The 20,818-nt window shown below is 67.1% G+C and carries 22 protein-coding genes; 17 read left to right on the top strand and 5 right to left on the bottom strand.

Annotation, left to right across the window (positions count from 1 at the left end; all coding sequences use genetic code 11):
- Positions 1–123: 123 nt before the first annotated feature.
- Positions 124–543, bottom strand: a complete 420-nt coding sequence (locus ACWF99_RS07210; protein ID WP_378630066.1) for an SRPBCC family protein — start codon at positions 541–543, stop codon at positions 124–126.
- A 115-nt stretch (positions 544–658) separates the two neighbouring features.
- Between ACWF99_RS07210 and steA the strand changes: the two genes are divergently transcribed.
- The 12 genes from steA to ACWF99_RS07150 all read left to right on the top strand — a co-directional run bounded on the left by steA (position 659) and on the right by ACWF99_RS07150 (position 13,253).
- The gene (gene steA / locus ACWF99_RS07205) at positions 659–1,858 is read left to right on the top strand and encodes a putative cytokinetic ring protein SteA (RefSeq protein ID WP_378630067.1); all 1,200 of its coding nucleotides are present in this window, start codon (positions 659–661) and stop codon (positions 1,856–1,858) included.
- Positions 1,855–2,796: a copper transporter gene (locus tag ACWF99_RS07200; RefSeq protein WP_452535326.1), complete on the top strand. Its 942-nt coding sequence runs from the start codon at positions 1,855–1,857 to the stop codon at positions 2,794–2,796. The genes steA and ACWF99_RS07200 overlap by 4 nt, the downstream gene beginning before the upstream one ends.
- Before the next feature lie 203 nt (positions 2,797–2,999).
- On the top strand, positions 3,000–4,724 hold the full coding sequence (locus tag ACWF99_RS07195) for a CTP synthase (protein WP_378630070.1): 1,725 nt from the start codon (positions 3,000–3,002) through the stop codon (positions 4,722–4,724).
- A 21-nt stretch (positions 4,725–4,745) separates the two neighbouring features.
- Positions 4,746–5,405 carry an NUDIX domain-containing protein gene (locus tag ACWF99_RS07190; RefSeq protein ID WP_452535282.1) on the top strand — a complete coding sequence of 220 codons (660 nt, stop codon included), beginning with the start codon at positions 4,746–4,748 and terminating at the stop codon, positions 5,403–5,405.
- A gap of 38 nt (positions 5,406–5,443) precedes the next feature.
- Complete coding sequence (xerD, locus tag ACWF99_RS07185) at positions 5,444–6,376, top strand: site-specific tyrosine recombinase XerD (protein ID WP_378630075.1); 933 nt, start codon at positions 5,444–5,446, stop codon at positions 6,374–6,376.
- Positions 6,377–6,626: 250 nt separating this feature from the next.
- On the top strand, positions 6,627–7,460 hold the full coding sequence (locus ACWF99_RS07180; RefSeq protein WP_101463778.1) for a ParA family protein: 834 nt from the start codon (positions 6,627–6,629) through the stop codon (positions 7,458–7,460).
- Entirely contained in the window at positions 7,460–8,341 is an 882-nt protein-coding gene (locus tag ACWF99_RS07175; RefSeq protein ID WP_378631422.1) for a segregation and condensation protein A, read from the top strand. Before ACWF99_RS07180 ends, ACWF99_RS07175 begins: the two co-directional genes overlap by 1 nt.
- A gap of 70 nt (positions 8,342–8,411) precedes the next feature.
- Complete coding sequence (gene scpB / locus ACWF99_RS07170) at positions 8,412–9,068, top strand: SMC-Scp complex subunit ScpB (RefSeq protein WP_101463266.1); 657 nt, start codon at positions 8,412–8,414, stop codon at positions 9,066–9,068.
- Positions 9,069–9,076: 8 nt separating this feature from the next.
- Complete coding sequence (locus ACWF99_RS07165) at positions 9,077–10,492, top strand: pseudouridine synthase (protein WP_452535280.1); 1,416 nt, start codon at positions 9,077–9,079, stop codon at positions 10,490–10,492.
- A 38-nt stretch (positions 10,493–10,530) separates the two neighbouring features.
- Positions 10,531–11,235 (top strand): (d)CMP kinase, encoded by a 705-nt coding sequence (gene cmk, locus ACWF99_RS07160; RefSeq protein ID WP_452535325.1) that lies wholly within the window; start codon positions 10,531–10,533, stop codon positions 11,233–11,235.
- A complete protein-coding gene (gene der / locus ACWF99_RS07155) occupies positions 11,232–12,647 on the top strand; it encodes a ribosome biogenesis GTPase Der (protein WP_378630079.1) in 1,416 nt (471 codons plus the stop codon). The genes cmk and der overlap by 4 nt, the downstream gene beginning before the upstream one ends.
- Before the next feature lie 330 nt (positions 12,648–12,977).
- Positions 12,978–13,253 (top strand): YggT family protein, encoded by a 276-nt coding sequence (locus ACWF99_RS07150; RefSeq protein ID WP_378995159.1) that lies wholly within the window; start codon positions 12,978–12,980, stop codon positions 13,251–13,253.
- A gap of 22 nt (positions 13,254–13,275) precedes the next feature.
- On the opposite strand, the gene ACWF99_RS07145 is transcribed toward ACWF99_RS07150, so the two are convergent.
- The gene (locus tag ACWF99_RS07145; protein ID WP_452535278.1) at positions 13,276–14,124 is read right to left on the bottom strand and encodes a helix-turn-helix transcriptional regulator; all 849 of its coding nucleotides are present in this window, start codon (positions 14,122–14,124) and stop codon (positions 13,276–13,278) included.
- Positions 14,125–14,226: 102 nt separating this feature from the next.
- On the opposite strand from ACWF99_RS07145, the gene ACWF99_RS07140 reads away from it, so the two are divergent.
- Together ACWF99_RS07140 and ACWF99_RS07135 are read left to right on the top strand one after the other, a co-directional pair.
- Entirely contained in the window at positions 14,227–14,976 is a 750-nt protein-coding gene (locus tag ACWF99_RS07140) for an SDR family oxidoreductase (protein WP_452535277.1), read from the top strand.
- A 210-nt stretch (positions 14,977–15,186) separates the two neighbouring features.
- A complete protein-coding gene (locus tag ACWF99_RS07135) occupies positions 15,187–15,597 on the top strand; it encodes a DUF7144 family membrane protein (protein ID WP_378630087.1) in 411 nt (136 codons plus the stop codon).
- A gap of 82 nt (positions 15,598–15,679) precedes the next feature.
- Here ACWF99_RS07135 and ACWF99_RS07130 read toward each other — a convergent pair whose 3' ends face one another.
- Both ACWF99_RS07130 and ACWF99_RS07125 read right to left on the bottom strand, forming a co-directional pair.
- Entirely contained in the window at positions 15,680–16,036 is a 357-nt protein-coding gene (locus ACWF99_RS07130) for a DoxX family protein (RefSeq protein ID WP_378630089.1), read from the bottom strand.
- A complete protein-coding gene (locus ACWF99_RS07125; RefSeq protein ID WP_452535274.1) occupies positions 16,033–16,635 on the bottom strand; it encodes a TetR/AcrR family transcriptional regulator in 603 nt (200 codons plus the stop codon). Before ACWF99_RS07125 ends, ACWF99_RS07130 begins: the two co-directional genes overlap by 4 nt.
- A 232-nt stretch (positions 16,636–16,867) precedes the next feature.
- Between ACWF99_RS07125 and ACWF99_RS07120 the strand changes: the two genes are divergently transcribed.
- Positions 16,868–18,124: an aspartate kinase gene (locus ACWF99_RS07120; RefSeq protein ID WP_378630092.1), complete on the top strand. Its 1,257-nt coding sequence runs from the start codon at positions 16,868–16,870 to the stop codon at positions 18,122–18,124.
- A gap of 69 nt (positions 18,125–18,193) precedes the next feature.
- Positions 18,194–19,039 (top strand): alpha/beta fold hydrolase, encoded by an 846-nt coding sequence (locus ACWF99_RS07115; protein ID WP_378657099.1) that lies wholly within the window; start codon positions 18,194–18,196, stop codon positions 19,037–19,039.
- Between the two features lie 20 nt (positions 19,040–19,059).
- Here ACWF99_RS07115 and ACWF99_RS07110 read toward each other — a convergent pair whose 3' ends face one another.
- Positions 19,060–19,782: a GNAT family N-acetyltransferase gene (locus ACWF99_RS07110; protein WP_378630096.1), complete on the bottom strand. Its 723-nt coding sequence runs from the start codon at positions 19,780–19,782 to the stop codon at positions 19,060–19,062.
- 665 nt (positions 19,783–20,447) lie between these two features.
- Here ACWF99_RS07110 and ACWF99_RS07105 point away from each other — a divergent pair.
- Complete coding sequence (locus tag ACWF99_RS07105; RefSeq protein WP_378630098.1) at positions 20,448–20,738, top strand: hypothetical protein; 291 nt, start codon at positions 20,448–20,450, stop codon at positions 20,736–20,738.
- Positions 20,739–20,818: the final 80 nt, after the last annotated feature.

Genomic DNA, 20,818 nt, shown 5'->3' with positions numbered 1-20,818 from the left:
GGAGCAAGCACCGGTGCCTGACCGGCGGCCCCTCAGGGCCGCGGACACGCGCGCGCCAGCGCGCCAAAAATACAGCCAGTGCCTCCAGGACTACCGATCACCGAGTCCCGAGCCCCACCAACCTCAGCGCAGTGCTTTACGCACCCCGCCGATCAGCTGATTGGTCAGCTGACGCAACCCGAACTCCAGCGCCGGCGCAGGCACCGGCAGCGACGGCTCCGACTCCATCGTGTAGACCACCCGAGTACCGCCCTCACTCGTATCGGCGAAGGTGATGGTGCCGACGTGGCGCTTGACCGGGGCGCCCTTGACGATCTTGTATTCCATCCGCTCACCGGGGGTCAGCGCGGTGATCTCCTCGGTGACGCCGACCTTGCCGAAACCCAGCAGGTGCTGAGCGCCGACGCCGGTGGCCGGATCGCCTGCTTTGACGAGCTTGACCTGGATCGGCAGGTATGGGCTGACGGCCTCACGCTCGGTGAAGAGGCGGTAGACGATGTCGCGAGGTGCGTCGAAGACCGTTTCGACGGTGCTACGTGGCATGGATGTGTCTCCTGTCCGAAATGTCTGTGACCCGGAGCATACGGGTAGTCGTCACCCGTGCTCCGACCGGCGCGCCTCCACCAAAGGTTGAGGGTTTGGCTTCATCATCGGCCTCATGAAGATGCCGGCGCTGTTGTCACGGAACACGGAAACGCTGCCCGGTGTCGCCGGGATCGCCCGGGTGGATCGCGATACCGGACGACTGCTGAGGCGGGTGGGTCCCGGGGACGTCGTCGTCCTCGACGAGACCGACCTGGACCGCCACACCGCCGATCGGCTGGTCGAGGCGGGGGTGCTCGCGGTGATCAACACCTCGCCATCGATTTCCGGGCGGTATCCCAATCTGGGGCCAGAGGTGTTGGTGGCCAACGGGATCGTGCTGATGGACACGGTGTCCTCCGACGCGTTCGGCAGGATCAAGGACGGGTCGAAGGTCCGCATCGACGGCGGCATCGTCTACGCCGACAGGCTCACCAAGAAGGAACCCGAGGTCCTGGTCGAGGGCATCGAGTTCGACGAGTCGGCCATCGCGGACCGGATGATCGAGGCGCGCAACGGCCTCGCCGATCACCTCGACGCGTTCGCGGGGAACACGACCGAATTCGTGCGTACCGAGAGCGCGCTGCTGATCGATGGTGTCGGCGTGCCCGATATCGAGCTGGACATGCGTAACCGGCACGTGGTCGTCATCGCCGACGGTTCGGGCCATCTCGCGGAATTACAGCGGCTCAAGCCGTTCATCAAGGAGTACGCGCCGATTCTGATCGGTGTGGGCAGTGGCGCCGATACCTTGCGCAAGCTCAAGTACACGCCCGACCTGATCGTCGGTGATCCCGACGAGATCAGCACGGAGACGTTGAAATCGGGCGCCGAGATGATCCTGCCCGCCGATACCGACGGCCATGCCAAGGGCCTCGAGCGCATCCAGGACCTGGGTATCGGCGCCACGACGTTCCCGTCGTCGGGTTCGCCGACCGATCTCGCGTTGATGCTGGCCGACCATCACGGCGCGTCGCTGATCGTGCTGGCGGGCGCGCCCGCTTCGCTCGAGGACTTCTTCGACCGTGGCCGGCGTGACAGCAATCCGGCCACCTTCCTGACCCGATTGAAGGTCGGCGCGAAGCTGGTCGACGCGAACGCGGTGTCGACCCTGTACCGGCATCGTTCCGCGGGCGCCGCGGTGGCGCTGGTGGTGCTGGCCGCCCTGGTGGCGATCGTGGTGGTGATCTTGGCCTCGCACAACGGTTCCGAGGTGCTGGACTGGGCGATCGAGTACTGGAACAGCTTCGTCCTGTGGGTGCGTGGTCTGCTGTGATCTCGCTGCGTCAACACGCCATCTCGATCGCGGCGATCTTCCTCGCGCTCGCGGTCGGCGTGGTGCTCGGGTCACACACCCTCGCGGGCAACATGATCTCGGGCCTCCGGTCGGACAAAACCGATCTGAACACCCAGGTAGACGAACTGACCGCGCAGAACACGCAGCTCGCCGCCCGCCTCGAGTCCGCCGACCGGTTCATCGCGGGCTCGGCGGCCCGCATCCTGAACGGCACCCTGGCCGATCGCACCGTCGTCGTCCTCACCACCCCCGACGCCGACCCCGCCGACATCGACGGCGTGAGCGACTCCCTGCGCACCGCGGGCGCCACCGTGACCGGCCGCATCGCCTTGACGGAGTCCTTCGTCGACGCGGGGGAGGGTGACCGCATGCGCTCCGCCCTGACCAATATCGTCCCCGCGGGCGCCCAGCTGAACACCGGCGCCGTAGACCAGGGCAGCCTCGCAGGTGACCTCCTCGGCCTGGCCCTGCTCCAAGACCCGGTGACCAACCATCCCCGCAGCACCCCCGAGGAACTGTCCCTGATCCTCGAAACCCTCCGGGGCGGTGACTTCCTCACCTACACCGACCCGCCGACGAGACCCGCGCAACTTGCCGTGGTCATCACCGGCAACGGTGTCGAACCCGACACCGGCGAGGGCGCGACTATCGCCCGCTTCACCGCCGCCCTGCGAGCCCGAGCCGCGGGCACTGTCCTCGCGGGCCGCCAAGGTGCCGCCGAGGGCAACGCCGCGATAGCCACCGTCCGAGCCCAGGCCCCCCTCGCGACAACAGTCACCACCGTCGACAACATCGATCGCGAAACAGGCCGAGTGACAACGACACTCGCCCTGACCGAACAGCTGACCGGCGGCGCGGGCCGCTACGGAACAGGCCCGACAGCGACGTCGCTGACTCTGGTAGCCATGCCCCGCTGAGTGAGAACCTCACCACCTCGCCGAGGCACGATCTCGCGACCCGCGTACCGGCGTAACAACTGATCACGCAAGAACATGGGTAACCCACCGGGTACGCCCAGGCGTCGATCAGCGCCTCTCCGCAGGCCCGCGAACCCAACACGCCGCCCGCAAACGACCGGCAAAATACGCGGAGAGACGGACTAGCGGTACAGTGGTGGTCCGTGGGTCATCAACGGAATCAGGCTAAAAGTGCCACCAAGCACATCTTCGTGAGCGGTGGCGTCGCCTCCTCATTGGGTAAGGGTCTCACCGCCTCCAGCCTCGGTCAGCTCCTGACCGCGCGCGGTATGCGGGTGACGATGCAGAAGCTCGACCCGTATCTCAATGTCGATCCGGGCACCATGAACCCGTTCCAGCACGGCGAGGTGTTCGTCACCGAAGACGGTGCCGAGACCGACCTGGACGTGGGTCATTACGAGCGTTTCCTCGATCGCGATCTGACGATGGACGCGAACGTGACCACCGGCCAGATCTATTCGACGGTGATCGCCAAGGAACGCCGCGGTGAGTATCTGGGCGATACGGTGCAGGTCATTCCGCATATCACCGACGAGATCAAGAGCCGCATCCTGGCGATGCAGGGCCCCGATCTCGAGGGGCACGTGCCGGATGTGGTGATCACCGAGATCGGTGGCACCGTCGGTGACATCGAGTCGCAGCCGTTCCTCGAGGCGGCCCGCCAGATCCGTCACGATGTGGGTCGCGACAACGTGTTCTTCCTACATGTGTCGCTGGTGCCGTATCTGGCGCCCTCGGGTGAGCTCAAGACCAAGCCGACGCAGCACTCGGTGGCCGCGCTGCGCAATATCGGTATCCAGCCCGACGCGCTGATCCTGCGGTGCGACCGCGAGGTCCCGCAGGGTCTCAAGAACAAGATCGCGCTGATGTGCGACGTCGATGTGGAGGCGTGCATCTCCACGCCGGACGCGCCGTCGATCTACGACATCCCCAAGGTGCTGCACAGCGAGGGCCTCGATGCCTATGTGGTGCGCAAGCTGGGGCTGCCGTTCCGTGATGTGGACTGGGCGGTGTGGGGCGATCTGCTCGATCGCGTGCACTCTCCGCGTGAGACTGTCGAGGTGGCGCTGGTCGGCAAGTACGTCGATCTGCCCGATGCCTACCTGTCGGTGACCGAGGCGCTGCGCGCGGGCGGTTTCGCCCATCGCGCCAAGGTGAACATCCGCTGGGTGCCGTCGGACGAGTGCGAGACCGAGGTCGGCGCGCAGGCGGCGCTGCGTGACGTCGACGCGGTGCTGATCCCCGGTGGGTTCGGCATCCGCGGTATCGAGGGCAAACTCGGCGCGATCGGCTACGCCCGCCGTCGCGGTATCCCGCTGCTCGGCCTGTGCCTCGGTTTGCAGTGCGTGGTCATCGAGGCGGCGCGTTCGGTCGGTATCGCCGACGCGAACTCGGCCGAATTCGAGCCCGACACCAAGAACCCGGTCATCTCGACCATGGCCGACCAGGAAGACGTTGTCGCCGGTGAAGCCGATCTGGGCGGCACCATGCGACTGGGCGCCTACCCCGCCACGTTGAAGAAGGGCTCGGTCGTCGCGCAGGCGTACGGCACCGAGAACGTGTCCGAGCGGCACCGGCACCGGTTCGAGGTGAACAACTCCTACCGCGACGCCATCGCCAAGAGCGGGCTCGTCTTCTCCGGCACCTCGCCCGACGGGCACCTGGTGGAGTTCGTCGAGTACCCGGCTTCGGTGCATCCGTTCTTCGTCGCCACCCAGGCGCATCCGGAGCTCAAGAGCCGTCCCACCCGGCCGCATCCGCTGTTCGCGGCGCTGATCAACGCCGCGTTGAAATACAAACTGGCCGAACGCCTTCCCGTAGACTTCCCGGAGGAAGAGCTCGCGGAGCAGGCCACCGCGGAAGCCTAGGAAGATCGGCGATAGGAACGCATGAGCGAGCCCGGTAGTCACGACTTCGAGACGGTGTCGAGCCGGGTGCTCTACAGCGGCGCGATCCTGGCCCTGCGCCAGGATCAGGTCAGGATGCCGGACGGGCGGGTCGCCGAGCGTGAGGTGATCGAGCATCACGGTGCTGTCGCGGTGCTCGCGCTCGACGACGACGGCAACGTGGTGCTGATCCGCCAGTACCGGCATCCGATCGGCACCAGGCTGCTGGAGCTGCCCGCCGGGCTGCTCGACATCGACGGCGAGGACCCGCTCACCGCGGCCAAGCGTGAGCTGGCCGAGGAGACGGGCCTCGCCGCCGCGCAGTGGTCGGTGCTGGTGGATGTGGCGTTGTCGCCGGGCTTCACCGACGAGGCGCTGCGCGTGTTCTTCGCGACCGGTCTCAGTGCCACCGACCGGCCCGATCCCGAGCACGAGGAAGCCGACCTCGAGCTGGTGCGGATGCCCCTCGCCGAGGCGGTGCGAGCCGCGCTGGCGGGGGAGATCGTGAACGCGACCGCGGTCGCCGGGGTGCTCGCCTATGCCGCGGCCGAGGCGAGCGGGGTGCCGTTGCGCGCACCCGACGCACCGTGGCCCGGTCAGCCGACCACGTTCCTGCGGCGTAAAGCCGCTGAGGCGCAGCCGACGCACGGCAACCACGCGTGAGTACCGCAGCGGTCGGCGGGGACTAGACGGGCGAGGGCGTGCTCGAACGGGAGATAGCCGCCTACCTCGACCATCTCGCGGTCGAGCGCGGAGCCGCGCGCAACACTCTCGGCGCCTACCGCCGCGACCTCGCCCGGTACCGGAGTTTCTTGACCGGGCGCGGTGTCGAATCGCTGGGTGCGGTGGCCCAGGGCGATGTCGCCGAATTCACCATGGCGTTGCGCGCCGGCGGCGCCGATCATCCCGCGCTGGCCGCGGGTTCGGTGGCGCGGGCGTTGATCGCGGTCCGTGGACTGCACCGGTTCGCCGCTGCCGAGGGCCTCACCGACACCGATGTGGCGCACGCGGTGAAACCACCCGCGCCGGGTCGCCGGCTGCCCAAAGCACTGCCCTACGACCAGGTTCTGCGGCTTCTCGAATCGGCGGGTGGCGAACCGGACGGTGCCGACGGCGGCCCGCGCGGACTGCGTGACCGGGCACTGCTGGAGCTGCTCTACTCCACGGGCGCGCGTATTTCGGAGATGGTGGGACTCGACGTCGACGACATCGACGCCGAGCAACGCTGTGTGGTGCTGCACGGCAAGGGCGGAAAGCAGCGCCTCGTCCCGATCGGCCGTCCGGCACTCGCGGCCGTCGACGCGTACCTGGTGCGCGGCCGACCCGCTCTCGCCGCGAGCGGAAAGGGTTCCGGCGGAGCTCTTTTCCTCAACGCCCGCGGCGGCAGACTGTCGCGGCAGAGCGCGTGGCAGGTCTTGCAGACCGCCGCCGAACGCGCCGGAATCGGGGCGACGGTCTCGCCGCACACTTTGCGTCACTCCTTCGCGACCCATCTGCTCGACGGCGGCGCCGATGTGCGGGTGGTGCAGGAACTGCTCGGCCACGCCTCGGTGACCACGACCCAGATCTACACGCTCGTGACGGTGAGCACCCTGCGTGAAGTGTGGGCCACGGCCCATCCCCGTGCGACGTGAACCGGCACCTCCGATACCCGCTGAGCAGGTATCGTGCGAACACGCCCGGCGTTGCCATGCCGCACCTCACCGGTCCGAGCGGTAGCGTCTACCCAGAGTTGGACCGTACGAAAGCGAGCCGGTCCCGGATCGGCCTCGCTACCCTCGACAGGGGTTACCGGCAAGGAAAACGTATAAGGAGCAGCGGATCGTGACGACAGCGGAAACACCGTGGGACGGTGGACCGGAACAGGTCGCCGAGGCCGTCGAGATGGGCCCGACAGGGCGCCCGCTGCGACTGGTACCCGATCCACCCCAGGTCCAGCGACACGGCGACGCACTCGTCGTCGCCATGTGCAACCAGAAGGGCGGGGTCGGAAAGACCACCTCGACCATCAATCTCGGTGCGGCACTGGCCGAGTACGGTCGCCGGGTGCTGCTCGTCGATCTCGACCCCCAGGGTGCGCTCTCGGCCGGGCTCGGGGTGGCACACCACGATCTCGAACTCACCGTGCACGACCTGCTGATCGGCGGCAAGGCCAAGGTCGACGACGTGCTGCAGACCACCAAGGTCGACGGCATGGACCTGTTACCCAGCAACATCGACCTCTCCGCCGCCGAGATCCAGCTGGTGAACGAGGTCGGCCGCGAACAGTCGCTCGGCCGCGCCCTGCACAGCGTGCGCGATCGCTACGACTACATCCTCATCGACTGCCAGCCCTCGCTCGGCCTGCTCACGGTCAACGCGCTGGCCTGCTCCGACGGTGTGATCATTCCGATGGAATGCGAATACTTCTCGCTGCGCGGGCTCGCGTTGCTCAACGACACCGTCGAGAAGGTGCGCGACCGTCTCAACCCGCGACTGAGCCTCTACGGCATCGTGGTCACCATGTTCGATGCGCGCCTGCTGCATTCGCGTCAGGTGATGTCGCGGGTGGTCGAGGTGTTCGGTGACCTGGTCTACGACACCGCCATCTCACGCACCGTGCGCTTCCCCGACGCCAGCGTCGCCGGGGAGCCGATCACCACCTGGTCGCCGAAATCGGGCGGCGCCGAGTCGTATCGAGCGATGGCCCGTGAAGTCATCCACCGGTCTGGCCGGTGATCGGAGCTACACCTGCGGTGCAAGCAGTACCCGAAGACGCGGTGCCGGCCGCGGACAAATCCGGATTCCATCTGCGGCTCACCAATTTCGAGGGGCCGTTCGATCTGCTGCTGACGTTGATCAGCTCGCGCAAACTCGATGTCACCGAAGTCGCGCTGCACCAGGTCACCGACGAATTCATCGCCTACACCAAGGCCCTGACCGCCGAGCTGGCCGAGAACACCAAGCTGCGCGCGGACAAGATTCTCGATCAGACCACCGAATTCCTCGTCGTCGCCGCCACTTTGCTCGACCTCAAGGCCGCCCGGCTGCTGCCCTCGGGTGAGATGACCGACGCCGACGATCTCGAACTCCTCGACGCGCGCGACCTGCTGTTCGCGCGATTGCTGCAATATCGCGCGTTCAAGCAGGTGGCCGAACTGCTCGCCGAGCTGGAAGCCGCGGCCCTGCGCCGGTATCCGCGGTCGGTGGCGCTCGAGGAACAGTTCGAAGGACTGCTGCCCGAGGTCACTCTCGGGGTGGACATCGCCGCGTTCGCCGAGATCGCGGCGGCGGCCTTCCGGCCACGTCCGGTCGCCGAGGTCGGGCTCGGGCATCTGCACATGCACACCATCTCGGTCGCCGAGCAGGCCGAGGTGGTGCTGGCCATGTTGAAGGAACGCGGGCCGGGCGGCTGGACGACCTTCGCCGAATTGGTGGTCGACTGCACAGTCCCGGTGGAAATCGTGGCGCGGTTCCTGGCGTTGCTGGAGCTGTACCGCGGTAAGACCATCGCCTTCGACCAACCCGATCCGCTCGGGCCGTTGGCTGTCAGCTGGCTCGGCGAGCTCGACCCTGATGCGGAAGCAGTGGCATTGACCTTCGAGGAGGATTACGGATGAGCGCGTCAGGCCCGGAGGCGGCAGCGCAGTGTGACCACGCAGGGCCCGCGATCATCCGAGGAGGCAGAGCATGACGGAAGCAGTGGCGGAATTCACCTCCGAGCCACTCGACGACCTCGAACTGCGGTCCGCGCTGGAGGCGATGCTGCTCGTCGTCGACGCCCCGGCACCGACAGAACAGCTGGCAGCGGCCTTGGACGACACCAGCGAGCGCGTCGAAACCGTGCTGCGCGCGATGTCGGCGGAACTGAGTGCGCGGGGCAGCGGCATCGACCTGCGTTTCGTCGGTGACGGATGGCGCTTCTATACTCGACAGGAGTACGCGCCCTATGTCGAGCGGGTACTGCTCGACGGGGCCCGGACGAAGCTGACCCGGGCCGCCTTGGAAACCTTGGCGGTAGTGGCCTATCGCCAGCCGGTGACCCGCATGCGGGTCAGCGCGGTCCGAGGGGTGAACGTCGACGGAGTGATGCGCACACTGCTGGCCAGAGGCTTGATCGCGGAAGCGGGTCAGGACCCCGAAACCAACGGCACGCTGTACCGCACCACCGAGTTGTTCCTCGAACGGATCGGGCTCGCCTCTCTCGGCGACCTGCCACTGCTGGCGCCGCTGCTTCCCGGCGTCGATCTGATCGACGAGATCAGCGAGAGCCTGGAAACCGATCCCCGGTTCACCAGGCTGAAAAAACCCGCCGAGTCCGACATGGATCTCGGCACCGACGATTGACAGGACAGATGAATAATTCCGCTCGCCGAGATGGCACACCGGATCGAAGAAGTCGCAGCGACCAGCCCCGAAGTGGCGCGAACCGAACTGCGGGCAACCGTGGCGAGGGTGCGCGCACCGGGCAGGGTGGCTCCCGCGCAGCGGCTCCGGGCCGCCGCGGCACCGGCGCGGGTGGCTTCCAGCGCGGCAATCAGACAGCAGCCCGGTCCGCGGGCAGTTTCCAGCGTGACGCCGAGTCCGGCGGTCGCCGTGGATCCACCGGTGGTGGGTACCAGCGCGATGACCGTCGTGGCGCGTCCACCGGTGGGGACCGTCGCGGCGGTTCGCCCGGTGGCTTCCAGCGTGACGATCGACGCGGCGCCCCGGCCGGTCGCGGCGCGTCCGCCGGTGGTTACCAGCGTGACGACCGTCGAGGTGGCCCCGCAGGCGCAGGTCAGCGCGATGACCGTCGCAGCACCGGTGCCTCCAGCGGTGGCGGCTACCCGCGTGGTGACGCCGACCGCGGACAGCGTGGAGGCACCGCCGGTCAGCGCAGCGGCGCTTCGGCAGGCACACAAGCCTTCGCGGCTCGCAAGAAGACCACGAAGCCGCAGAAGAAGGTCGTCGCTCCAACGATCCTGAACAACGCCAAGCCCGCGCGGCACCAGCACGCCGACGTCACCGAGGGCCCCAAGAAGCTTCCCTGGGGCGAAGGCGAACGTCTGCAGAAGGTTCTCGCCAAGGCGGGTGTGGCCTCGCGTCGCGCCGCCGAGGAGATGATCGCGGCCGGTCGCGTCGAGGTCGACGGCAAGATCGTGCGTGAGCAGGGTCTGCGCATCGACGCCGAGAACGCGGTCGTGCGCGTCGACGGCACCCGTGTCGTGGTCCGCGACGAACTGGTGCACCTGGTGCTGAACAAGCCGAGGGGCTGGCAGTCCACCATGTCCGACGACCTGGGGCGCCCCTGCGTCGGCGATATCATCGCCGAACGGATCGCCGCTGGTCAGCGCCTGTTCCACGTCGGCCGTCTCGATGCCGACACCGAGGGCTTGCTGCTGGTCACCAATGACGGCGAGATGGCGCATCGACTGATGCACCCCTCGTTCGAAGTTCCCAAGACCTACTTGGCCACCGTCGACGGCGAGGTGAACTACCGCCTGGTCGGCAAGCGCTTGCGCGAAGGCGTCGAGCTCGAGGACGGGCCCGCCAAGGTCGACAAGTTCATGGTGCTCGAGGCCTACCAGGGCCGGTCGCTGGTGAAGCTCGTGTTGCACGAGGGCCGCAAACACATCGTGCGTAGGCTGCTCGACGAGGTCGGCCACCCGGTGATCCGGCTGGTGCGCACCCACCTCGGCCCGGTGGCGCTGGGCGACCAGCGTCCCGGCACGCTGCGGGTGCTCGGCCGCGACGAGATCGGCAAACTCTACGAGGCGGTGCAGCTGTGAACGGTGTGGACTTTCCCCTGGAATTCACCGGCGACCGGATGACCGGTGACGCGACGCTCGTCGTCGCGATGGACGGTCCTTCCGGCACCGGTAAGTCCAGCGTGTCGCGTCGGCTCGCGGCGCGTCTCGGCGCCCGTTACCTCGACACCGGTGCCATGTACCGGGTCGCGACCCTGCGCGTGCTGCGTGCGGGTGTCGAGCTGACCGATTCGGATGCGATCGCGGAAACCGTTGCGGCACTGCCGCTTTCGATCGGTACCGACCCCAGCCACGAGGTGATCGAACTCGACGGGGAGGACGTCTCGGCGGAGATCCGCGGCGACGCCGTCACCAAAGCCGTCTCCGCTGTTTCCGCGGTGGCGCAGGTGCGCGAGCAGCTCGTCGCCCTGCAGCGCGAGATCACGGCGATGGCCGGACGCATCGTGGTCGAAGGCCGCGATATCGGCACCGTCGTACTCACCGGCGCCGACGCCAAGATCTATCTCACCGCCTCCGCGGAGGCACGCGCCGAGCGGCGCAACGCACAGAACATCCGCGAGGGCCGCGGCGACGATTACGCGGCCGTGCTGGCCGACGTGCAGCGCCGCGACACCCTCGACTCCACCCGCACAGTGTCGCCGTTGCGCCCCGCCGCCGACGCGGTGCTCGTCGACACCAGCGACCTGACGATGGCACAGACCATCGAGGAGCTGTACCGCGTGGTGGCTCAGCAGCTTTCGGCCACGACAGGAGGTCCGCGATGATCGAAGAGATTCTCGTAGGCGACGGAACCTGGACCGACGAGTCCGAATGGGAAGTCCTCGACATCGACGGGGACGGCGAAGGCGAACAGCACGTCGCCATGCCCACGCTGGCCGTGGTCGGACGCCCGAACGTGGGCAAGTCGACCCTGGTCAACCGCATTCTCGGCCGCCGCGAAGCGGTGGTCGAAGACGTTCCCGGTGTCACCCGTGACCGCATTTCGTACGAGGCCAACTGGGCCGGGCGCCGCTTCATGGTGCAGGACACCGGCGGTTGGGAACCCGACGCCAAGGGTCTGCAGCAGCACGTCGCGCGCCAGGCCGAGGTGGCGATGGAAACCGCCGACGCCATCCTGCTCGTCGTCGACGCCACCGTCGGAGCTACCACGACCGACGAGGCCGCGGTGCGCAAGCTGCGCCGCTCCAAGATCCCGGTGATCCTGGTGGCCAACAAGGTCGACGATCAGAAGGTCGAAATCGAGGCGGCCTCGCTGTGGTCGCTGGGTCTGGGCGAACCGCGTATGGTCTCGGCCGCGCACGGCCGTGGCACCGGTGACCTCCTCGACGACGTGCTCGGCGCGCTGCCCGAGACCCCGCGCGAAGGCACCGCCGTTGCGGGACCGCGTCGCGTGGCACTGGTCGGCAAGCCGAACGTCGGCAAGTCCAGCCTGCTGAACAAGCTGGCCGGCGACGAGCGTTCGGTGGTCCACGATGTCGCGGGCACCACCGTCGACCCGGTCGACTCGCTGGTCGAACTCGGTGGCAAGACGTGGAAGTTCGTCGACACCGCTGGTCTGCGCCGCAAGGTCTCCAATGCCACCGGCACCGAGTTCTACGCCTCGCTGCGGACGAAGTCGGCGCTGGAAGCCTCCGAGGTCGCGATCATGCTGATCGACGCTTCGGTGCCGATCACCGAACAGGACCTGCGTGTGATCAGCCTGGTCGCCGACTCCGGTCGCGCGCTGGTGCTGGCGTTCAACAAGTGGGACCTGGTCGACGAGGACCGCCGCTACATGCTCGAGCGCGAGATCGATCGCGATCTGGTGCGGGTGCCGTGGGCCCAGCGGGTCAATATCTCGGCCCACACCGGCCGCGCCGTGGCGAAGCTGGTGCCGCAGATGGAAACCGCGCTCGAGTCCTGGGACAAGCGCATCTCCACCGGCCGCCTCAACACCTGGCTCAAGGAAGTCATCGCGGCCACCCCGCCGCCGATGCGTGGCGGCCGTCAGCCCCGCGTCATGTTCGCCACCCAGGCGAGCACCCGCCCGCCGACGTTCGTGCTGTTCACCACCGGGTTCCTCGAGGCAGGCTACCGCCGCTTCCTGGAGCGCCGCCTGCGTGAGGAGTTCGGTTTCGACGGTTCGCCGGTGCGCATTTCGGTGCGTGTGCGCGAGAAGAAGGAACGCAAGAAGTAGTTCGAGTGTCAGACGAGTGAGCCCCGGCGAATATCGCCGGGGCTCTTCGTTTTTCAGGCGTCGAGCACGCGGTCGAGCAGATGGTCGACGAATTGTGTTGTGCGCGCGAGCGGCTGGTCACGATCACCATGCCGACGCTGGTACTGCTCGGGTCGGAATCGTCGGTGGTTACCGCTCGGACGCCACCACGCCGCGCCCGCGATCACCACGAAGAACGTGGCCGCGGGCCTGATAATCGACTGAGAAAAACCGGGTGGTGGACACCTTGGCAATGTCGGGCACGTTGAGAGCGGTAAGAGGTCCTCTGTGGCCTCCGCGAGGGAGTGCGTCATGAGTCTTGTCGGAACCCTGGTCGGCTACGCGCTGACAGTCTTTCTGGTGCTGCTGATCGCCCGGATGGTGGTGGACTGGATCGATGCGCTGGGCAACGGACCCCAGTGGGCCCGCAAAGCCAGGGAGGTGACCCACGCCGCGACCGAACCGGTGATCGCCCCGGTACGCAAGGTACTCAAGCCGATCCGGATCGGTGACTTCTCCCTGGACCTGGCCTTCACCGCCGTGTTCATCGCCGTCCTGATCCTGCGAGCGATCGCCTTCAGCCTGTAGTCGAGGTGGCGCTGCCGAGGGGTCAGCGCGCCGGCGAGTTCACGGACGCGTCCTCGACGGGTAGGCCCGCGAGCAGGGCCAGTGACTGTGCGGAATCAGAACCCGGCTCGGCGTGGTAGACGACAAGCGTCTGGCCCGGCGCGCCGTTGACCGTGAAGGTCTCGTAGGACAAGCCGAGCTCACCGACCAGGGGATGGACGAAACGTTTCTCCCCGGCGGTTTTCGCGCGGACATCGTGCTTGGCCCAGAGGCGGCGGAAATCCTCGCTCTTCAACGACAGTTCGCCCACCAGCTCGGTCAGACGTGGGTCGTCGAGATCGGTGCCCGTGCCGGCCCGCAGACCGGCCACGGTCTCCGCGGCGATTCTCGGCCAATCCGGAAAAACGTTGCGGGCCTCGGGGTCGAGGAACACCATCCTGACCTGATTGACTCCCGGCGCCGAACACGAATTCAGCGCGATGGCCGACGGCGTCGCGGCCAGAACATCCATATACCGGCCGAGTACCAGCGCCGGGGTGTCCGACCAGGTGCGCATCAGGCGCAGCAGGCTCGGCGTGACCCGTTCCGGTCGTCGCGGTGCGCGACTGCGTCGCGGTGCGGGGCGCGCCAATTCCCGCAGGTGCGCGATGCCGTCGTCGTCGAGCGAGAACACCCGGGCCAACGCCGCCACGATCTGATCGGACGGGTGCTTGTCCCGGCCCTGTTCGAGCCGGATGTAGTAATCGGCGCTCATCCCGGCCAGCATGGCCACTTCCTCGCGCCGGAGTCCGGCCACGCGCCGCTGACCGCCACCGGCCATCCCGAACTCTTCGGGGCCCACCTGCTGGCGCCGGGCCCGCAGGAACGCACCGAGACGGTTGTCGGTATCCATGCTTTCGAGGGTATGCCGACCTCGCGGCGGCTGGGTGGCCCTCGCACTACCAGGAAGTTTCCGACCTGGCACGCGTCGAGGACCGAGACGAACGTTGTGGTCATGACACACAACATCGAAGGCCGAGTCGCCGTCGTCACCGGAGCATCCAGCGGTATCGGTGCCGCCACCGCGCGACGGCTGGCGGCCGACGGCATGAAGGTCGCGCTGCTCGGGCGGCGTAAGGATCGGCTGGAAGAACTCGCGCGCACTCTCGGCGCGAACACCCTCGCGGTGACTGTCGACGTGAGCGTGCGGCAGTCGGTCCTGGACGCCGCGGCGCAAGTGCGTGCCGCGTTCGGCTCCGTCGATCTGGTCGTCGCGAACGCGGGCATCATGCTCGGCGCGCCGTTCGAGCAGGCCGAGATCGACGAATGGGATCAGATGGTGGCGACGAATATCAACGGATTGCTCTACACCGGAAGAGCTTTCATCGATGACCTACTCGCCGCGGCAGGCGCGGGTCGACGCGCTGACCTGGTGTTCGTCGGTTCCATCGGCGGCCACGCCGCGTTTGCGAACTACGGCGTCTACTGCGCCACGAAAGCCGCGGTAGCGCACCTGACCCGCACTCTGCGCACCGAACTCGGTCCACGCGGTGTTCGGGTCAAGAACATCGAACCCGGATTCACCGGCACCGAACTCGGTGCCGGAATGCGCGACGACACCCGTCGCGCCGAGCTCGCCGGATGGCGCGAGGGACTGGAAATCCTGCTCCCCGAGGACATCGCCGACGCGATCGCCTTCGCCGTCTCGGCACCACGCCGAGTAAACGTCGCCGAACTCATCGTCGTACCCACCGAACAGGGATGATCGAGTGCTGCCGCCGAAACCATTCGGCGGCAGCAGTGGGCTCGAACCCTGCCGAGGCACAGCAGCGAACCGCCACCTCGAAACCAGTCGAAGAAAACCGGTGACCAGCCGCGCGTCGCGTGTGGCGATCCGATTCATCCGTTTCGGGTGAGGCCCTCGCGGCTCCCATCGGGAAACGTTGGACGTCGGTCTTCTACGGAAGGATTCATGATGGCTCACGTATCGGAAACCGGGCATCCGGTCCGGCAGGGTTTCGCCGCGGGCACGTCCATCGGCGCCGCGATCCTGCTCCTGGTCGTCGCCGTGTTGTCCGTTCTGCAGGGCATCGCCGCGGTGGCCGAGGACGACCTGTTCGTCGTCGGCATCGACTACGTCTATGAATTCGACACCACGACATGGGGCTGGATCCACATCATCGGCGGGATCGTACTCGCGCTGAGCGCGGTGGGGCTGATGAGCGGCGCGACCTGGGCGCGGATTGTGGCGGTCGTCATCGCGTCACTGTCGATCATCGCGAATTTCCTGTGGCTGCCGTATTACCCGGCGTGGTCGATCCTGATCATCGTGCTCGATGTGGTGGTCATCTGGGCCGTCACGACATGGGATCCGCGCTCGGTCTGATCCGCCGAAAATGCCCGGTGGCAGCGGTCCGCCGCCGCTGCCCCGTGCGGCGGACCAGTCGGGTACCGGACAGCGCTGCGGCTTACACCACGTACGTGATCGTCGCCGCCACCGCCAGGGCCAGCATGCCGAGGCAGTTGATCCAGAACTCGTATCCGAGGAACCGGGCCCGGTAGTGGGCGTACGCGGCGCATCCGAAATAGGCGATCACGCCGACCGCGGTGGCGAATCCGACGCCGGGATACTTCAGTCCGACAAGGAGACCGGCTGTGGCCGCCAGCTTGATGGCGATCAGTGTCCACCACCAGTCGCGGGGAAAACGGACGCCGTCGAGGCATCGCTGAATGAACATCGGCGGGCGCACGGACATGAGCGCGTCGGCGAACAGCGAGACCGCGAGTAGTGCTGGTAGCCACCATGGTTGGGAAGCGTGGATCATTGGTTTCCTTTCGGGGGCGTGATGACGAATTCGATGATCTGTCGTAGTTGTTCGGCCGCGGCGGGCATCTCGATGGCACCGCTGGACGCGGTCATCAGCAAGCCGAGATAGGCGAGATAGATGGTCCGAGCGCCGTGGCCGACCTGGCTGCGGGGCAGCGCTGATCGGGCGAGCACGGTTTCGAGTTCGCCCAGCAGGGCCAGCGCGAGGTCGCGAAAGATCACCGACTCATGGTTTCCGCGGACGAGGATCGCCAAATACTCGCGTGAGAGCTCGGAGTCGAGCGCGAAATGTCCGACGAAGGGCGCGAAGAGCTCGAGCACGTCCTCGGTGGTCGCGGTCTTCGTCGAGGGTGCGAGTTCGGTTTGCCTGCTGTTGTGTACCGCGGTGATCCAGTTGTCGTAGAGCGAGACGAGCAGCGCGTCTTTTTCGCCGGCAGCCATGACGGTCCCGGTGCTCACGTTCGCTTCGGCGGCGATCTGCCGAATCGTGGTCGCCTTGAACCCCTGGGCGCGGAAGAGCCGTTCGGCTGCTGCCAAGACCTTCTGTCGCGTCGCCGCCTGTTGCTCCGACCGCGACTGAACATGTTCATTGAACATGTTCAGAACGCTATACCAATGATGATCTCGGACGCAAACGCGGTGTCGTCGGTCGGTCGATGGGCCGGCCCGCCCTCTGCGCACCGAACAGGGGCGATCGAAGGCTGCCACCGAAACCATTCGGCGGCAGTCGTTTTCGTTGCCGAATTGGTACGGCCGTGCCCGGATTGCCTGGATACTCGAAGGGGTCACCCGCGGATCGCGTGCGGGGGAGCAGGGGAGAGGACTCGGGATGGCCCTGGTTGTGCAGAAATTCGGCGGTTCGTCGGTAGCCACCGCGGAGCGGATCCGGCGGGTCGCCGAGCGGATCGTGGAGACCAAGAAGCAGGGGCACGATGTGGTGGTGGTGTGCTCGGCCATGGGCGATACCACCGATGAGCTCCTCGAATTGGCGGGCCGGATCGCCTCCGCGCCGGAACCGCGCGAGTTGGACATGTTGCTCACCGCCGGTGAGCGGATCTCGAACGCCTTGGTGGCCATGGCGATTCACGCACTGGGTGCCGAAGCCCGATCGTTGACGGGCTCGCAGGCCGGCGTGATCACCACCGGCGCCCACGGCCGGGCCAAGATCATCGAAGTCGACCCGGGCCGGGTGCGCCGCGCACTCGACGACGGCGAGGTGGTGCTCGTGGCCGGGTTCCAAGGCGTGAGCCAGGACAGCGACGATGTCACCACTCTCGGTCGTGGCGGCTCCGACACCACCGCCGTCGCGCTCGCCGCGGCCTTGAAGGCCGATGTGTGCGAGATCTACACCGACGTCGACGGAGTCTTCACCGCCGACCCGCGCATCGTGGCCGACGCGCAGAAACTCGACCAGATCTCCTACGAGGAGATGCTGGAAATGGCCGCCTGTGGTTCGAAGGTCCTCATGCTGCGCTGCGTCGAATACGCGCGCCGCTACCAGGTACCGGTGCATGTGCGCTCGTCCTACACCGACGCGATCGGCACCACCGTCTTCGGCTCGATGGCCGACATCCCGGCCGACCAGGCCGTGCTCACCGGCGTCGCGCACGACCGCAACGAGGCCAAGGTGACCGTCGTCGGCCTGCCCGACGAGCCCGGCTACGCGGCCGAGGTGTTCCGCGCGGTCGCCGACGCCGAGATCGGCATCGACATGGTCGTGCAGAACACCGGTACCGGACGCACCGACATCACCTTCACCCTGCCCGCCGCCGACGGCGCGCGAGCGGTCGCCTTGCTGCGCGACCGCCGTGCCGAGATCGGCTTCGCCGACGTTCGCTACGACGACCGCGTCGGCAAGGTCTCGTTGATCGGCGCGGGCATGCGCAATAATCCGGGCGTCACCGCGAGCTTCTGTGAGGCGCTGGCCGCGGCGAATATCAACCTCGACCTGATCGCCACCTCGGAGATCCGCATCTCCGTGCTGGTCCGCGACACCGACCTCGACGAAGCCGTGCGCATCCTGCACCGGGCCTTCGATCTCGGTGGTGCGGAAGTCGCCGTCGTGCACGGGGGAACAGGACGGTGAGCGCTGTTGACGCCGGGCACGGGCCCCGAGTAATTTACCGATAAGTAAGTTACTGGATCGGAGGGTTCGTTGAGCACCCAGTTGACCACTTTCACCAGGGCTGGACTCGAGTTCGACGTCGTCGACTCCGGACCGCCCGACGGCCCCGTCGTCGTTGCGCTGCACGGCTTCCCGCAGACCGCGACCTCGTTGCAGCCACTCACCGCGTTGCTCAACGCGCGCGGTTACCGCACCATCGCCCCGAACCAGCGCGGCTACTCACCGGGCGCTCGGCCGTCCGGCCGCCTCGCCTACCGCGTTCCCGAACTCGTCGACGACGTGGTCGCGTTGATCGAGGACATCGACCGCGGTCCGGTGCATCTGGTCGGGCACGACTGGGGCGCGATGGTCGCCTGGTCGGTGGCCGCGGCCCGCCCCGAACTCGTCCGCACGCTGGTGACCGTGTCGGTGCCGCATCCCGGCGCCTTCGCCCGCTCGATGATCAGCAGCGATCAGCTCCTTCGCTCGTCCTACATGGCGCTGTTCCAGCTGCCGGTGCTCCCCGAGCGCCTGATTCGCGCGCGGCCCGGCGTCTTCGACCAGATCCTGGCCACATCGGGCATGTCCGCCGACGCGATCGACCGCGTGCACACCGAGATCATCGACACCGGCGCGCTCACCACCGCGTTGAACTGGTATCGCGCCTTGGCGCTGATCACACCGCGCGCGGTGACGGCACGCGTCACCGTGCCGGTGACGCACGTGTGGAGCACCGGCGACGCGGCGCTGACCCGCCGTGGTGCCGAACTGACCCGCGGATTCGTCACCGGTGACTATCGTTTCGCCGTGCTCGACGGCTCGCATTGGCTGCCCGAGGAATGCCCGGATGAACTCGCCGACCTGATCGCCGACCGTATCGAGTCGTCGCGGGGCTGAGTCGTCGCGGGGCTGAGACCTCAACCGATCGGCGAAGAAGCCAACGGCCGCAACGCCGCCGCGGTCGCCGGGATCAACGGCGCGCCCCGCAGGGCGGCCCGGGCGGCCAGTTGTTCGATGATCCGCCCGCGCACCCCCGGCCATTCGTCGTGCAGGATCGAATAGAACGCGGTGTCACGCACCGCGCCGTCGAGCCCACGCGAATGTGCCCGGCGCACACCGTCACTCACCGCGCCGAGCCGTTCGATCGCCGCCCGGGAGCGCAAGTTGCGGGCGTCGGCGCGCAGGGTCACCCGCCGCACGCCCCAGCTGTCGAAGGCGTGGGTGAGCAGCAGCAGCTTGGAGTCGAGATTCACCTGACCGCCCCGCACCGCGGGGGTGAGCCAGGTATTGCCGATCTCGACGGCGTCGGGGATCGCCCCGCCGGGCAACGAGGTGACCGGTTCGGCGGACAACGGCCAGGTCAGTGGTCCCTGCCAGTAGTCGAGCCGGGTGAATCGGGTCGCCCCGACCACACACTCGTCGGCGACGGTGACGATCGCGAAAGCCAGCGCTGTGCCTGCCAGCTGCGCCGCTTCGGCCTGGAAGACATAGGTGCGCGCCTCCTGGTCACCGTGCGGGACGACGGTGAACCCGGCCGGTCCGTCGAGCGCGGCGGCCGCGGCGATCAGTCCCGGAACGTGGTGAGGTGCGAGAGGTTCCAGCCGTGCGATGCGGCCGTGGAGGATAACGGGTGCGGGCATGGTGACCGGCGTCCCTTCGTCTGAGAGGGTCGCCGACAGCGCGAGGCGTGGATCTCACGCGGCACGCGATTTCGGCGAAGCGACACGAACGATCCAGCAGCATCGAAAAACTAGATCAAGATAGCCGACGTGACGCGTTCCCTCGTTCGAACCCACGCAGAAGTCGCGGTCGGAAAGTTTCGCGCCTCGACGATCGGTTCCTCCCGGACCGGCCGGTCCCGATCGGGCGGTTTCCGTCACGGTGGCGTGTCGGTGGCTCATGGGGGTACCAACTGGATCGCGGTGGGCGGAAGTGTGTGTTTTCCCACGTCAGGGCCGTAACGGTTCGATAAATGACATCAATGTCGGCCTGTTGAACAAATGCCCAGTTGTGTCGGGTTTTCGCCAGTTCCAGCCCGTGTTCCGGCGAAATGTAACGCACGTTATCGGATCGTGTCGCACAGGAGTTCGATGTGATGCAGATCACATCACCTATTCTCTAGTCGGCCTGGCTGGCAAGCTCGTAATTGCTGAACGTTAACCGTTTGTGATCATCGACCGGATCGACACGGATCCGGGGTCGCGAACGACCCGCACTTCCGCTGCGGCGTGGCGGTCATCAAAGGATCCGGTACGGATCACTTATCGGCCGTGTCGGGGCGGCTGTCCGGAAGGGACTTGTTGTCATGAGCAGCATCTACTTCGAATCGAACAGCAATCTGTCAGTTACCGAGCGCGGCCGCCGCGTCTCGGCGACCTCCGCCATCGAATCGCCCATCGCGCCGCTGGCGATGCCGGGGCTGATTCTCGGGCTGATCCTGCTCGGCCTCGGTGTGGCCGGCCTGCTGCGACTGGGTGACTGGGTGGGCAATTACGGATCCGTCCTGGTTGTGCTGGCCTACTTCCTCTATATGGCCGCGGCCGCGAGCCTGATGCTCTGGGGTGCGGTCACCGTCCGGTCGCTGCATCGTCGATAACCGGGCGTCGACGAGATTCGTGGGAACCCGGCAAAAGCGGCATTCGGCGGTTACGGTTTGACGGATGGATGGTGTCGGAT

Source organism: Nocardia sp. NPDC055002, from assembly GCF_053608825.1.
This window is presented reverse-complemented; position numbering and strand designations above follow the sequence as displayed.